The 14,524-nt window shown below is 65.4% G+C and carries 12 protein-coding genes; 8 read left to right on the forward strand and 4 right to left on the reverse strand.

Annotation, left to right across the window (positions count from 1 at the left end; all coding sequences use genetic code 11):
- Positions 1–42: 42 nt before the first annotated feature.
- A complete protein-coding gene (locus tag L2Y96_RS17210) occupies positions 43–1,704 on the reverse strand; it encodes an FAD-dependent oxidoreductase (protein ID WP_247328614.1) in 1,662 nt (553 codons plus the stop codon).
- A gap of 135 nt (positions 1,705–1,839) precedes the next feature.
- On the opposite strand from L2Y96_RS17210, the gene L2Y96_RS17215 reads away from it, so the two are divergent.
- The 5 genes from L2Y96_RS17215 to L2Y96_RS17235 all read left to right on the forward strand — a co-directional run bounded on the left by L2Y96_RS17215 (position 1,840) and on the right by L2Y96_RS17235 (position 8,908).
- Complete coding sequence (locus L2Y96_RS17215; RefSeq protein ID WP_247328616.1) at positions 1,840–2,757, forward strand: CPBP family intramembrane glutamic endopeptidase; 918 nt, start codon at positions 1,840–1,842, stop codon at positions 2,755–2,757.
- Positions 2,758–2,855: 98 nt separating this feature from the next.
- Positions 2,856–6,515, forward strand: a complete 3,660-nt coding sequence (locus L2Y96_RS17220) for a response regulator (protein WP_247328619.1) — start codon at positions 2,856–2,858, stop codon at positions 6,513–6,515.
- Position 6,516: 1 nt separating this feature from the next.
- Positions 6,517–7,356 (forward strand): CheR family methyltransferase, encoded by an 840-nt coding sequence (locus L2Y96_RS17225; protein WP_247328620.1) that lies wholly within the window; start codon positions 6,517–6,519, stop codon positions 7,354–7,356.
- Positions 7,353–7,922: a chemotaxis protein CheB gene (locus L2Y96_RS17230; protein WP_247328623.1), complete on the forward strand. Its 570-nt coding sequence runs from the start codon at positions 7,353–7,355 to the stop codon at positions 7,920–7,922. The genes L2Y96_RS17225 and L2Y96_RS17230 overlap by 4 nt, the downstream gene beginning before the upstream one ends.
- On the forward strand, positions 7,919–8,908 hold the full coding sequence (locus tag L2Y96_RS17235) for a diguanylate cyclase domain-containing protein (RefSeq protein ID WP_247328626.1): 990 nt from the start codon (positions 7,919–7,921) through the stop codon (positions 8,906–8,908). Before L2Y96_RS17230 ends, L2Y96_RS17235 begins: the two co-directional genes overlap by 4 nt.
- An 84-nt stretch (positions 8,909–8,992) precedes the next feature.
- On the opposite strand, the gene L2Y96_RS17240 is transcribed toward L2Y96_RS17235, so the two are convergent.
- Complete coding sequence (locus L2Y96_RS17240) at positions 8,993–9,874, reverse strand: LysR substrate-binding domain-containing protein (protein WP_247328628.1); 882 nt, start codon at positions 9,872–9,874, stop codon at positions 8,993–8,995.
- 95 nt (positions 9,875–9,969) lie between these two features.
- On the opposite strand from L2Y96_RS17240, the gene L2Y96_RS17245 reads away from it, so the two are divergent.
- From L2Y96_RS17245 to L2Y96_RS17255, 3 genes are all read left to right on the forward strand, one after another.
- A complete protein-coding gene (locus L2Y96_RS17245; RefSeq protein ID WP_247328631.1) occupies positions 9,970–10,983 on the forward strand; it encodes a YeiH family protein in 1,014 nt (337 codons plus the stop codon).
- A 111-nt stretch (positions 10,984–11,094) separates the two neighbouring features.
- On the forward strand, positions 11,095–11,370 hold the full coding sequence (locus tag L2Y96_RS17250; RefSeq protein ID WP_247328633.1) for a phosphopantetheine-binding protein: 276 nt from the start codon (positions 11,095–11,097) through the stop codon (positions 11,368–11,370).
- Between the two features lie 32 nt (positions 11,371–11,402).
- Positions 11,403–12,629, forward strand: a complete 1,227-nt coding sequence (locus L2Y96_RS17255) for a beta-ketoacyl-[acyl-carrier-protein] synthase family protein (RefSeq protein WP_247328636.1) — start codon at positions 11,403–11,405, stop codon at positions 12,627–12,629.
- On the opposite strand, the gene L2Y96_RS17260 is transcribed toward L2Y96_RS17255, so the two are convergent.
- A complete protein-coding gene (locus L2Y96_RS17260) occupies positions 12,616–13,479 on the reverse strand; it encodes an arginase family protein (protein ID WP_247328639.1) in 864 nt (287 codons plus the stop codon). The genes L2Y96_RS17255 and L2Y96_RS17260 overlap by 14 nt on opposite strands.
- On the reverse strand, positions 13,454–14,518 hold the full coding sequence (locus L2Y96_RS17265; protein WP_247328642.1) for a GNAT family N-acetyltransferase: 1,065 nt from the start codon (positions 14,516–14,518) through the stop codon (positions 13,454–13,456). Before L2Y96_RS17265 ends, L2Y96_RS17260 begins: the two co-directional genes overlap by 26 nt.
- Between the last annotated feature and the right edge of the window lie 6 nt (positions 14,519–14,524).

The raw sequence follows: 14,524 nt of genomic DNA on the forward strand, positions 1-14,524 counted from the left end.
GTTGTTGCAGGAGCGTGCAAGCACGCTCCTGCATAAGCCGATTCACACCGGCGACGGATGCAGGAAGCGGTGGATAGCGTGGACCACCACCGAGCCTTCGCCTACGCCCGCGGCAACGCGCTTCACGGAGCCTGAGCGCACATCGCCCACCGCGAACACACCACGCAACGTGGTGGCATACGGCGAAGGCGTCGCGTAGCCATCGGCATCGCGGCCGGTGAGCACGAAGCCTTTCTTGTCGAGATCCAGGCACCCTTGCAGCCAGGCGGTGTTCGGCTCGGCGCCGATCATCACGAACAACGCCGCCACCGAAACACGTGTCTGGTTGTTGGTCTTCACGCAGTACCAACCCACTTCGCGCAGGTAGGCGTCACCGTCCAGGTGATCGATCTCGCAATACGGATGAAGCGTGATGCTTGGTGACTGCATGATCCGTTGCACAAGGTAATCCGACATCGTGGCGGCAAGGCCTTCGCCGCGGACGAGGATGTGCACGTGCTTCGCCGTGCGGGCCAGGAACACCGCGGCCTGGCCAGCGCTGTTGCCACCACCGACTACCACGACCTCTTCGCCCGAACACAACGTGGCTTCCATCGCCGTCGCGGCGTATTGGATGCCCTGCCCTTCGAAGCGCTCGTAATCCACCTGGGCCAGCTTGCGGTAACGCGCACCCGTGGCGATGACCACCGAGCGCGCCGTCACGACCGTGTCGTTGCACAGGTGCAGTTTGTAGGGGTGGCTGCCGCAATCCATGCTGCGCACCTCGCGGGCCACGGCCATGTGCGCGCCGAACTTCATGGCCTGGACCTGGGCGCGGCCAGCCAGGGCCTGGCCGGAGATGCCCGTGGGGAAGCCCAGGTAGTTCTCGATCTTGGAACTGGTACCCGCCTGGCCGCCCGGGGCCAGGCCCTCGAGCACGACCGTATCCAGGCCCTCCGACGCGGCATACACCGCCGCGGCGAGACCGGCCGGGCCTGCGCCGATCACGGCCACGTCATAGACGTGGTCGCTATCCAGCTCGATGGTGATGCCGAGTTCATCGGCCAGCGCAGGGCTGCTTGGGCATCGCAGGATCCGCCGGTCCGGCAGGATCACCACGGGGCATTCATCAGGCTGCAGGCCAAAGCTTTCGATCAGGTGGCGCGCACCCTCGTCCACGTCGGTATCCAGCAGACGGTGCGGATACCCATTGCGGATCAGGAAACTACGCAGGCGCACGGTATCCGCGGCATGGGATGAGCCCGCCAGCAGCACGCCACCCTGGCCGCTCTGGATGAGCCCCACGCGGCGCAGGATGAAGGCGCGCATGATGATTTCGCCGATATCCGGCTCGCCGGCCACCAGCCGACGGAAGCTGGAAGGATCCACGCGGATGATCCGTGAATTGGCGCCCGCACGGGCATTCACCATGGTCTGGCGGCCGCTGAAGAGATCCACCTCGCCGGTGAACTGGTGCACGCCATGGACAACCACGATCCGCGGCTGCCCATCCTCGCCCATGTCGTAGACCTCGATGCTGCCATCGAGGACGAAGAAGTAATCGATGCGGCGCTGGCCGCGCTGGAACAGGATGGTGCCCTTGGGTACCAGTTCTTCAACGCCGTAACGCGACAGGCGTGCCGCCATGTCGTCATCAAGGCGCGGGAAGGTCTGCTCCTTCCGGTTCATCGGGCTTGAAGGATCGTTATCTTGCAGCGTCGACATCGGTCATTCCGGTGTATTCGGGGCCTGGGCGCCTCCCGCCGCCACGATACCGGGCGGGCTGGGAACGATCTTGTATCGGAGCACCATCATGCCTGCGTAGACTTCACCACGCACCCGTTACCTGCCTGCGAGCCCATGAGCGCCATCGATACCCCCAAGCCGACCGCCACACCGCCCTCCCTGCCACTGCGCCTGCTGCGCTCGCCCGTCGGCCGCATCGCGGCCTTCGCGATCACTGCATGGCTGATCGGCATCGTCTGCCACCGCATTTACGACGGCCTGGGGCTTCCGCACGGCGAGATCCCGTTTGGCGAGGTCACGCCCCTGATCGAGCTGTTCCGCCTGCTGCCCATCGTGCTGGCGTACTGGCTGCTGGTCCGCACGATCGAAAACCGCCGTGTTGAGGAACTGGCGCTACGCAGACTCGTGCCGTATGCCCTGGCGGGCCTGATCGGCGGCTTCATCCTGTTCTCGCTCGTAGTGGGTGCGCTCTGGGCCCTGGGGGCCTATGTGGTCCATGGGACCAACCCGGATATCCCGTGGCTCGGTCTGATCCTCGTACTCGGCGTGGGCGCGGGTGTCGGCGAGGAGATCATTAGCCGTGGGGTGCTTTTCCGCATCGTGGAAGAGGGCCTCGGCACATGGATATCCCTGCTCCTGTCGGCCGGCTTCTTCGGCTTCATGCATATCTGGAACCCGAACGCGACCACCTGGAGCGCCCTGGCCATCGCCCTCGAGGCAGGCTTGCTGTTCGGCCTCCTCTACCACGTGACCCGCTCGCTGTGGCTGTGCATGGGCGTCCACGCCGCCTGGAACGTCGCCCAGGGCCCGTTCTATGGCATCCCCGTCTCAGGCTTCGAGCAGAAGGGCTGGCTCGCCTCCACGATGCAGGGCCCCAACTGGCTCACGGGTGGCGAATTCGGCGCCGAGGCCTCCGTGGTCGCCCTTGGCATCTGTTCGACGCTCACGGCCGTATTACTAGCCATCGCCATCCGCCGCGGCAGCCTCGTGGCGCCCTTCTGGGCCCGCCCCAAGGCTAAGCCTGGCGCCTGATCTGCCGATAATGTGTTGCCCGCCAAGGAAGGCGTACCACCATTCGTAGTAATAGTTTCGGGCGACCCGCCCTTCCCTGTCCCACTACCGGTCATCGCATGACTTCCTCCGAGACGAAGCGCAACTGGCTGGCCGACCAGCCCCTCCAGCGCAAGATCATCATCGCCATCGGCGCCTTGCTCGCCCTGTTCGTGGCGGCGTGCATCGCCAACCTCGTGTCCCTCGGACGTGAGAACGAGACCCGGGCCTGGTCCACGCACACCTACGTGGTCTTGCTCCGGCTAGGCGACGTGGCCGCCGATGCGCAACAACGTCAGGTAGCGACCCGCGGCTACATGCTGACCCAGGCCGATAGCGAGTATGCGGATTTCGAGAGCTCGGACCGAGACCTTACCGCCAGCGTCGCTGAGCTGCGCCGACTGACTGCCGACAACCCGCTGCAGCAAGGTCGCATCGACCGCCTGCAGGACATGCTCGATCGCTGGAAGGCCGAGGCGATGAAGAACGGCATGGAGCCCATCCGTGCCATCGGCAGCGCCGTGACACCGGAGGGGGCCCTCGCCCGCGATGGCATCCGCCGGGACTACTTCGCGCGCCGCACGGTGCTGATGACGGACATCCACACCCTCATCGATGCGATGGCCACCACCGAGCGCACCCTGCTCGACGAACGCAACAAGGCGCTGGACGCCACGCTGGCCGCGACGCAGACCATCGATATCGTCTCGCTGCTGCTCTGCCTCCTCACCGGCGCAGCGGTCATCGCCATGACCTTCCGCCTGATCACGCGCCCGCTCGTGCGCATGACCGAGCTGATGACGCGCCTGGCCGCCCACGACCACACCATCGAAGTGGGCCAGCTGACCCGCCGCGACGAGATCGGCGAGATCGCCCGCTCGCTGCAGGTGTTCAAGACCATGGCGATCGAGACGGCCGGCCAGACCTGGTTGAAGTCAGCTGTCACGTCCGTCTCGAACCGGCTTCAGGAAACCACCACCTACCGCGAGTTCGCCGACACGCTGGTGGCCGAGCTGGTCTCCTCGCTGAAAGCGGGCGTGGGCGTGTTCTACATCTACCGCGAAGAGAACCGCCGCCTTGAGATGGTCGGCAGCTACGGCTTCCGCCAGCGCCGCCATGTCACCAGCGAATACGCCATCGGTGAGGGCCTTGTGGGCCAGGCCGCCGCCGACGGCAAGGCCATCTTCCTCCAGGACGTACCGGAGGATTACACCCGCATCCACTCCGGCACCGGCGAAGCCGCGCCGCGCAGTGTCGTCGTGGTCCCGGTGATGTCGCGCGATACGCTGCTCGGTGTCATCGAGCTCGCAAGCTTCGAACATCTCACCGGCTTGCAGGAGCGCCTGCTCGACGAGCTACTGCCCATCGTGGCGCTGTCACTGGAAAACCTGGCCCGCGCACTGCGCACCCGCGACCTGCTCGAGCAGACCCAGAGCCAGGCCGACGAACTACGCGCCTCCGAAGAGGCTCTGCGTCATCAGCAGGACGCCCTGCAGGCGACCAACAGCGAGCTGCATACGAAGACCGCCGAACTGCAGGAGCAGTCGCAACGCCTCATCGCCTCGGAGGAAGAGCTCCGCGTGCAGACGGAAGAGCTGCACGCGTCGAACGAAGAGCTGCGCGAGAAGAGCCTGACGCTGAACCAGCAGAAGGACTCGCTCGAGGCACTGCAGAAGGAGACCCACGAGAAGGCCGAGGAACTGGCCCGCGCCAGCCAGTACAAGTCCGAGTTCCTCGCCAACATGTCGCATGAGCTGCGTACGCCGCTCAACAGCCTGCTTATTCTTTCGCGCAGCCTGGCCGACAACGACGAAGAAAACCTCACGGGCGAACAGGTGGAATCCGCACGGATCATCCACGACGCCGGCTCGAACCTGCTGCGGCTCATCAACGACATCCTCGACCTCTCCAAGGTGGAGGCCGGCAAGATGGAGCTGATGATCGATACGCTGCCGCTGGCCGATCTCGCCCGCCAGCTGGGGCGTACGTTCAACCACGTGGCGCAGGAGAAGAAGCTCGCTTTCGAAGTGAAGCTTGAAGACAACATCCCTGCCAGCATCCAGACCGACGGGGGCAAGCTCGAGCAGGTGGTGAACAACCTGCTGAGCAACGCGTTCAAGTTCACTGCCAACGGCAGCGTGCGCGTTCGTATTGGCCGCCCGGCCGCCGGAGCGAGCCTGCCCGCTGGCCTCGACGCCACGCGCGCGGTGTGCATCGCCGTGACCGACTCGGGCATTGGCATCCCGCCCGAAAAATATCAGCGCGTGTTCCACGCGTTCGAGCAGGTCGACGCGAGCACCAGCCGCCAGTACGGCGGCACGGGCCTCGGCCTGGCCATCTCGCGGCGTATCGCCATGCTGATGGGCGGCGATATCACCCTGGATAGCGAAGTCGGCAAGGGCAGCACGTTCACCATCTTCCTGCCCGAGCAGGCACCCGAATCCGCCGGTGAGCGCGCGGAGCCCGTCTCCCGCGAGCAGGCTGCCGCCGAGGCGACGCTACCGCTTTCGCCTTCGCTCATCGCCGAATCCATCGATGACGACCGCGCATCGATCGCACCGGGCGACACCACCATCCTCGTGGTGGAAGACGACCCCGCGTTCGCGCGCATCCTCGCCGACATGATCCACCGCAAGGGCCACCGCGTGCTTGCAGCCGCCGATGGCGAAACGGGCCTTACCCTTGCCCGCCAGTACCGCCCGACGGGCATCCTGCTCGATGTGATGCTGCCGGGCATGGACGGTTGGACGGTGATCGACCGCCTGAAGCACGACGCCGCCACGCGGCATATCCCCGTGCACTTCATTTCCGCGACGGACGACGCCAGCCGCGGCATGGAACTGGGTGCCGTCGGCTTCCTCACCAAGCCGGTGAGCCGCGAGTCCATCGCCACCGCGTTTGATCGCCTGCTGCACTTTGCCGAAGGCCGCACACGCCATCTGCTGGTCATCGACGACGACAGCAGTGCACGTGCCGCCGTGCGCACCCTGCTGAAGGACGACAACGTCGTGATCGACGAAGCCGCTTCGGGCGAGGAAGCGCTGGCGAAGACCCAGGATGTGGCCTACGACTGCATCGTGCTCGACCTCGGCCTGCCCGGCATCTCCGGCATCGAGTTCCTCGAGCAGCTTTCGCAATCAGGCAATACGCCGCCCGTGGTGGTGTACTCCGGCCGCGACCTCTCCCGCGAGGAGAGCATGAAGATCCGCCAGTACACCGACAGCATCGTGGTGAAGGGCGCCCGCTCGCCCGACCGCCTGCTCGATGAGGTGAGCCTGTTCCTGCACTCGATCCGCCACGGCAGTGCCAGCGCGGCGGTAGAACGCCCGACGCCTGCAAGCGGCATGGACGAGGCCAGCCTGCGCGGCCGCCGCCTGCTCCTCGTCGACGATGACATGCGCAACCTGTTCGCGCTCTCCAAGGTGCTGCGCGGCAAGGGCATCGACGTCGTGATGGCGCAGGACGGCCAGAAAGCGCTCGATGTGCTCGACAAGGATCCCGAGCTCGAACTGGTCCTCATGGACATCATGATGCCGGTGATGGATGGCTACGACACCATGCGCGCCATCCGGGCCAAGCCCGCACTGGCCAATGTCCCGATCATCGCGCTGACCGCCAAGGCCATGCGTGGCGATCGTGAGAAGTGCCTGGAGGCCGGCGCCAACGATTACCTTTCCAAGCCGATTGACGTCGACCGCCTCCTGTCGATGATCCGCGTGTGGCTACCGGCACGGGTCTGACGTGGACGTCGAAGATATCGAAATCGAGCTGTTCATCCGCGCCATGCAGCGGCGGCACGGCTACGACTTCAACGACTATGCACCGGCGTCGCTCAAGCGCCGCGTGCAGCAGCTCGTGCGCACGCACGATGCCGGGACCATCAGCGAACTGAACCGGCGCCTGCTTCACGAAGACGGCTTCGTGACCCGCGTGATCGAGGGCCTGTCCGTACCGGTGTCGGAAATGTTCCGCGACCCGCCGGTGTTCCGCACCCTGCGCGACAAGGTGCTGCCCGTGCTGGCTTCGTACCCCGAGATCAATATCTGGCAGGCGGGATGCGCGCATGGCCAGGAGGTGTATTCGCTCGCGATCCTGCTGGAAGAGGCGGGCCTCTACGACCGCGCGCGCATCTACGCCACTGACTTCAACGACGCAGCGCTGCATGTTGCCGCTGAAGGGATCTACGCCACGCGCGATGCACGCGACTGGTCACGCAATTACATCGAGGGGGGCGGGCAGAAGTCGTTCAGCGATTACTACAGCGCCCGCTACGATTTCATCAAGCTGGACCAGCGGCTGCGCCGCAACGTCACCTTCTTCAACCACAACCTGGTGACCGACGACGTGTTCTGCGAGGCACACCTCATCCTGTGCCGCAACGTCCTCATCTATTTCAACAACACACTGCAGGACCACACGCTCGCCCTCTTCCGGAAGAGCCTGGTACGCGGTGGATTCCTTTGCCTGGGCACACGCGAGAACATCGATTTTTCGCCTGCCGCCGCCAGCTTCGCCGATATCGACGCTGGCCTGCGCATCTACCAGGCCAGCGCCACCAACCCAAGGCCACTCACACGATGAGCGCGCGCACGGCCATCGCCCTCGGTTGCAGCGCAGGGGGGCTCGCCGCCCTCCAGCGCCTGCTGCCCGCGCTGGACCATCGCCTGTCCGTGCCTATCGTGCTTTGCTGCCACACCGGTTCGGCGGATGTTTCGCTGCTTGTTGAGCTGCTGGCGCGCGTCTCATCCCTGCCCGTCGTGGAAGCGGCTGAGCGGGCACCCGCCGACCCGGGCGTGATCCACGTGGCGCCCAGCGGCTACCATTTGCTGGTGGAACCCAACGCGCATTTCTCGCTGAGCGTGGATGCGCGGGTAACGTATGCAAGGCCATCCATCGACGTGCTGTTCGAAACAGCCGCCGATGCATGGCAAGACGGCCTCGTGGCCGTGCTGATGACCGGCGCCAATTCGGATGGCGCCCACGGCCTGAAGGCCGTAAGGCAAGCGGGCGGCTACGCCATCGTCCAGGACCCGGACTCCGCGGAATCCGATGTGATGCCACGGGCCGGCCTGGAAATCGCCGGCGCCGACGCCCGCCTGCCCCTCGACCAGATCGCGCAACGACTTAACGAACTGTGCATTCCATGACCCCGATCCGCCCCAAGATCCTCGTCGTCGACGACACCCCCGCCAACCTCGTCGCCATGCGCCGCCTGCTGGCCCGGGCCGAAGCCGACATTTTCGAAGCCGACAACGGCAACGACGCGCTCGCGCTGTGCCTCGATCACCAGTTCGCCCTGGTACTCCTCGATGTGAACATGCCCGGCATGGATGGCTTCGAAGTGGCCGAGCTTATCGGCGAGACCGAGCACCTGCGCGAAACGCCGATCATCTTTGTTACGGCCGCCTATGCCGATGACCTGAACCGCATGAAGGGCTACACGGCCGGCGCGGTGGATTACATCGCCAAGCCGATCAACGATGCGATCCTGCAGTCGAAGGTGAAGATTTTCCTTGAACTGTACCGCGCACGTGCGCTACTCCAGCACGCATTGGATGAGCTCTCCGAGCGCAACCAGCAGCTCACCACCGAAGTGGCCGAGCGTACGCGCATGGAGCAGCTGGTGCGCCACCAGGCGACGCACGACGCGCTCACCGGCCTGCCCAACCGCGTGCTCTTCCGCGAGCGGCTGGAGGCGGCACTGGCGTCCGCCAATGCAGGTGGCGCGCCTTTTGGCCTGGCCTACATCGACATCGATGGCTTCAAGGGCGTCAACGATGGCCACGGCCATGCCGCCGGCGACGAACTGCTGAAGGCGATCGCCGCACGCATCGATGCCCGCACGCGCGGCACGGACACCGTGGCACGCCTCGGTGGCGATGAGTTCGCCGTGCTCCTGCACGATGCGAACAATGGCGAGGCCGCCCTCGCTCGCTGCCAGGCACTGTGCGATGCGATCGCCGAGCCGTATACCCTCACCGTCGCCGACCTGCGCATCCCGGCGAAGATCGGTGCCAGTATCGGTGTGACCATGTCCCAGCCCGCCGATGCGTACGACCGCCTGGTCTCCACCGCCGACGAGGCGATGTACGAAGCCAAGCGCGGCGGCAAGAACCGCTGCATCCTGAAATAACCTGTAGGAGCGCGCTTGCGCGCGATCGGCGGTGCGGCAAGACCTATCGCGTGCAAGCACGCTCCTACACGAGAGCAAGGGACATCAGGCGGCAAGGCTCGTCAGGAAGGCTTCCAGCACCGCGCCGCGATAGCGCTGACGGTGCAGTAGCACCGACAGGGTCCGGCGCAGGTCGAGAAACGGCGTCGGCAGGACCACCATCCTTCCGGTGGCGAGCGCATCTACCACCGCGACCTCCGGCAGGCATGCGATACCAAGTCCGGCGATCACCGCCTGCTTGATCGCCTCGGACTGATCCAGTTCCAATACCGTGCGTCCTTCCGGCAGTTCCGCCAGCGCACGCTCGCTCAGCGCACGTGTCGCGGAACCACGCTCGCGCAGCACCCAACGCTCACCGGCGAAGTCGTCGCGCTTAAGGCGCTTCTTCCCCGCCAGGCCATGCCCCGGCCGCGCGCAGACGACGAGGCGGTCTTCACGCCATGGCCGCGCCTCCAGCGCTGGATGCGTCACCGGGCCCTCGACGCAACCGATATCGACATCGTGATCGAGCACGCCCTGGGCGATGCGATCGGTATTGGCGACGGTCAGGCGCAAGGCCACGGATGCATACGTGTCTACGAAGGGCCCAACGAGATCGCCGACGAGGTAATTCCCCACCGTGTTGCTCGCGCCGACACGCAGTTCGCCGGAGAGCGCTGTGACCGAGCCAGAGGCCCGGCGTGCGAACTCGGCGTGCCTTTCGACGAGCTCGCGAGCCAACGGCAGCAGGTTGCGGCCGCGGTCATTCAGGCGCAGGCGCCCCCGCTCACGGTCGAACAGCGGCTCGCCAATCTGCCGCTCCAGTTCACCCAACGCCATGGATGCCGCAGGCTGGCTCAGATGCAGACGCACGCTGGCCGCCCGGACGCTGCCGGTCGTAGCGATATCGACGAAGACTTCGAGCTGGCGAGGGCTGAAATTATGCATAAGCCGACCTTATGCTTGCGATCAATCATTTTCAATATTCTTATGGGGTGACTGGGCAGACAATAGCCAGGTCAACTCAGAGAAAGGCCACCTCCGTGTCCGCCGTCACCGCCTCGCCCGCCCCCGAAAACCGCCTTCCCGGCATCCTGCTCGCCTTCGCCGTTGCCGCCGTAGCCTTCGGCCTGGGCCGCCTTATGCCGCTCATCGGTGGCGCCGTGTGCGGCATCGTCCTTGGCATCCTGGTCCGGCACTTCGCCGCGCCTTCCGCGCGTTTCCAGCCGGGCATCAAGTTCGCCAGCAAGCAGATCCTCCAGTGGTCAATCATCGCCCTCGGCTTCGGCCTGAGTCTTACCCAGGTGGCGAAGACCGGCGTGGAATCGCTTTCGGTCACGATCGCCACGGTCGCCGCAGCCGGCCTCACGGCCTGGATCCTCGGCCGCGTCCTGCGCGTGCACGACAAGCTGCAGGTGCTGATCGGCGTGGGCACCGCCATCTGCGGCGGCTCGGCGATCGCCGCCATCGTTCCCATCATCAAGCCTGACGACCACGACACCGCGTTCGCGATCAGCACCATCTTCCTCTTCAACCTGGTCGCGGTGCTGCTGTTCCCGCTGCTCGGACACATGATGGGCCTTTCCGACCTGGGCTTCGGCCTGTGGGCCGGCACGGCGATCAACGACACGTCGTCGGTCGTTGCCGCGGGTTACAGCTACAGCCACGCCGCAGGCGACTACGCGACCATCGTGAAGCTCACCCGCGCCACGCTCATCATCCCTATCAGCCTCGCCATTGCCTTCATCGTCGCGTGGAAGCAGAAGCGCGGCGGTGCCGGCGACTTCAGCCTTGCGAAGATCTTCCCCTGGTTCATCCTGTGGTTCCTCGTCGCCTCCGGTGTGCGCACCGCTGGCCTCGTTCCCGAAGCCCTCGTGCCGGTCATTCACTTCATCGCCGAGTGCCTGATCATCGTCGCACTCACCGCTATTGGTCTCTCCGCCGACCTGCGCCGCATGGCAAAAACCGGCCCGCGTCCGATTCTTCTTGGGCTAGGTACCTGGGCTGCGGTGGCACTCGTCAGCCTGCTCGTCCAGCACATCATTGGTCGGTGGTAAAAACCCACCGCACAGCGAAAGCCCCGCCAAAGGGAGCCGGCGTACGTTGATTTCCACGGGGTCGGAAGGCTGCCTTTGGGCGGCCGGGGCCATTGCGAGCGGGAGGTCACCATGAACGCTGAGATTGCTTCGCGGGTGCTGGATATCGTCGCGAAACAGAGTGGCAAGGATCGCTCCATCGTCACCCCGAGCGCGACGCTCAAGGATCTTGACGTTGATTCGCTCGAGGCCATCGAGACCGTGTTCGAAATCGAAGAGGCCTTCAAGATCCAGCTGGCCGACGACCAGAGCCGTGATGGCAGCGAGACCTTGCAGAGTCTGATCGATGCCGTTGAAGCGGCGGTAGCACAGGCCGGGCAATCGACGCCCTCCGCGCACGCCGCCTGACGGCACGCTCGCACACTACGAGGGCAACGGCGATGCGGCCTGCTTCACAGCGTGTCGTCATCACGGGCATGGGCGCGATCAGCGCCCTTGGCCACGATGCGCCCTCGCACTGGAACGCACTGCGCGAAGGCCGCTCCGGCATCGCGCCACTTGAGCATCCGCGTGCAGCCGACCTTCGCGTGCGCGTCGCTGCGCAGGTCCGCAACTTCGACCCGGCCACTCATTTCGACGAGCGGCTCCTGGCCGTACTCGACCGCGTATCGCAATTTGCGATCCTTGCCGCCCGCGAGGCCGTCGCGACATCAGGCTGGGAACCCTCCTCCACCCCATCCCCACGCATCGCCGTGATCATCGGCACAGGAACCGGCGGTGAAACCAGCCGCGATGAAGAGAGCCGCAAGCTCTACGCCGACCGCGCGGCACGCATCCACCCCTTCAGCATCGTACGCGCCATGCTTAGCGCACCCACCAGCCATGTCGCTGTGGCGAATCATGCAACCGGGCCGGTGTTCGCGGTGAGTAGCGCCTGCGCTTCGTCGAACCATGCCCTCGCGCAAGCGGCGCTCCTGATTCGCGCAGGCATCGTCGACGTAGCGATCGCTGGCGGTGCGGAGGCCTGCCTCAGCTACAGCGTCCTCAAAGCGTGGGAGGCCATGCGCGTGCTGGCAGACGACACCTGCCGGCCGTTCTGCCAGCAGCGACGCGGGCTGGTGCTTGGCGAAGGCGCTGGCATGTTCGTGCTTGAGTCTCTTGCCCACGCCGAGGCGCGTGGTGCTTTGCCGCTGGCGGAACTCGCCGGTAGCGGCATGAGTTCCGATGCTGGCGATCTCGTCGCGCCGTCCGCCGATGGCGCCGCGGCAGCCATGCGTGCTGCGCTAGCGGACGCCGGCCTGGCGCCCGATACCGTCGATCACATCAACGCGCATGGTACCGGCACGGCAGTCAACGACGTCACTGAAACGCGGGCGATTCGCGATGTCTTTGCGGCTCACGCGGACCGCATCGCCGTGACCTCGACCAAATCCATGCACGGCCACGCGCTCGGCGCCGCCGGCGCGCTGGAGCTCGTCGCTACACTGGGTGCCATCCGCGACGGCAGCGTGCCGCCGACGGCGAACTTCCTGGACCACGACGAAGCCTGCGATCTCGATGTCGTAACGGGCACCGCGCGCCCCATGGCGATCCGCGCTGCGCTCTCCAACTCGTTCGCGTTTGGCGGCCTTAACGCTGTACTCGCGCTCGCCGCTATGCGTGGATGAGTTCCAGCAGGCGCAGGTTCAACGCGTGCTGCTGCTCTTGCCAACCGCGAAGACGCAGCGGATCGATCTCCGGCTGCTCGTCCATCGCGCTCAAGCGACGCTTCCACCAGGTCTTGTAGGTGTAGCGGGAGATGTCGCCCGTGACATCGCTGCCGATGATGCGGCCACGCAGGCTCTGGATGATCGCGGCCCCGCCCGCCTCGCTCAGCGTACCCTGGTCCCAGTTGGTCATGGCGACTTCGGGGGCGTAAGCATCCTTATCGATCGACAGGTACACCGGCTGGCCGGCTCGCGTCTGGGCGCCCACGAACGCGTCGACCATCGCGTCGCTGGTGGCGAAGGTGCGGAAGGCATCCGACAACCCGACCTTGCTGGCCCAACTCACATCCACGCCCGTCGACCAATACGTGAGCTTGCCGGCCTTCAGTGGCCCCAGGTAGTTCTCCCAGGCATGGCCCTTGCCGATGTCCTGCGAGGTGATCCCGATGACGTGCACGTGGCTTACCCGCGGCATCTGGGCCACACGCCGCACCCAGGAGCCGCAGTGCACCCCGAACGGGAAGCGCATGTTATCCGGGTGATTGTCCAGCACGACCACCTGGAACGCCTGATTCCCCGGCACGCGCTCGACCAGCGGCCAGGTCAGATGGTGAAAGTCGCCACTGCCGAGGAACACGGTGCCGTGCTCACGCGGCATCGAGGCGTCGAGCGTCGCGCCTAGCCGTCGCAGGCGGCCGGTGGAACAACCGAAGCGCACGCCTTCCTCGTACTCGCGCAGAGGCAGCACGAGGCGATCCGGCAACTCGCCGATCGAGCCGTCGAGATCAAGAACGATGGAGCGCGACGTCATGAGGGACCCAATGGCTATCGGATTCAAAGTGGTGCGTGAGGCGCCCCGCGATCGCCCGGAGCATGGGATTCCGGATATAGACCGCGTGCTGCGTCAGGTGGAACTTCGCGCCGAGCTCCGCCTTCACCGGGGCATCGGTCCAGCCTGCCACGTAGTGGGTCAGGCCTTTCGACAGCGCGTACTCGAGGTTCACGAACCAGCTCACGAAGTAGAGGTTCGCCTCGCGGGCAGCGGGGTATGCAAAGCCAACATACTTATCGAGCAACTTGCCGCCGTGCTCGTAGCAGAGGTTCCAGCCAATCAGCTGTCCATCACGCCGGTAGGTAAAAACCACCCCGCCAGATTCACGCAGGGTGGCCGCGAAAAAGTCGCGGGAAAGCTTATCGAAGTGGATTTCGCTCTGCGCGTACACGTTCTCGAACAACGCATAGAAGGCATCGACGGTCGCATCGTCGGCAAACGCCTCGCCGGACGGCACCGCTTCCACGTGCAGCTCTTCGCGTGAACGAAGCTTGCGACGCAGGTTCTTCCGGCGCGAATGCGAGAGGCGGCCCAGGTATTCATCGATCGATTCGAAGTCGATGGGCACGTAGGCAAGCGCCTGCCCTTCGACGACCACATAGCCCTGCTCCCGCGCCGCATCCAGGAAACGCCGGCTCCACGCGCGCTCAGCCGCCGATGTCAGCGGTGAATCGACGGCGAGATCCTTCACGATAAGCAAGGGATGCCGGCGTCCGAGCCTGGCCGCCCAATCAGCGGCGACGGTCCAGGGATCACTCTTCGGGTTGAAGAGGGAGTACTCGGATACCGTGGTACCTGCGAAACAGGTACGCACGGTCAATAGTCGTTTGAGCAAGCGCTGGAACGGCAGCTTCGCAACACGAGCGCGAAGCGCGTCGTCCGCCGTGGTCAGCAGATCGAAATCAGCGGTAAACAACGGCGCGCCATCCGCCGCACGGAGGGGGGAGAATCCGTGCGGCGGATAACGCTCGAAGTGTTCGAGCAGTGCATCTGGCTCAAGCTGGTTGACGAGTGCCATGGCCTG

It is taken from the genome of Luteibacter aegosomaticola (assembly GCF_023078475.1).
Taxonomy (GTDB): Bacteria; Pseudomonadota; Gammaproteobacteria; order Xanthomonadales; family Rhodanobacteraceae; genus Luteibacter; species Luteibacter aegosomaticola.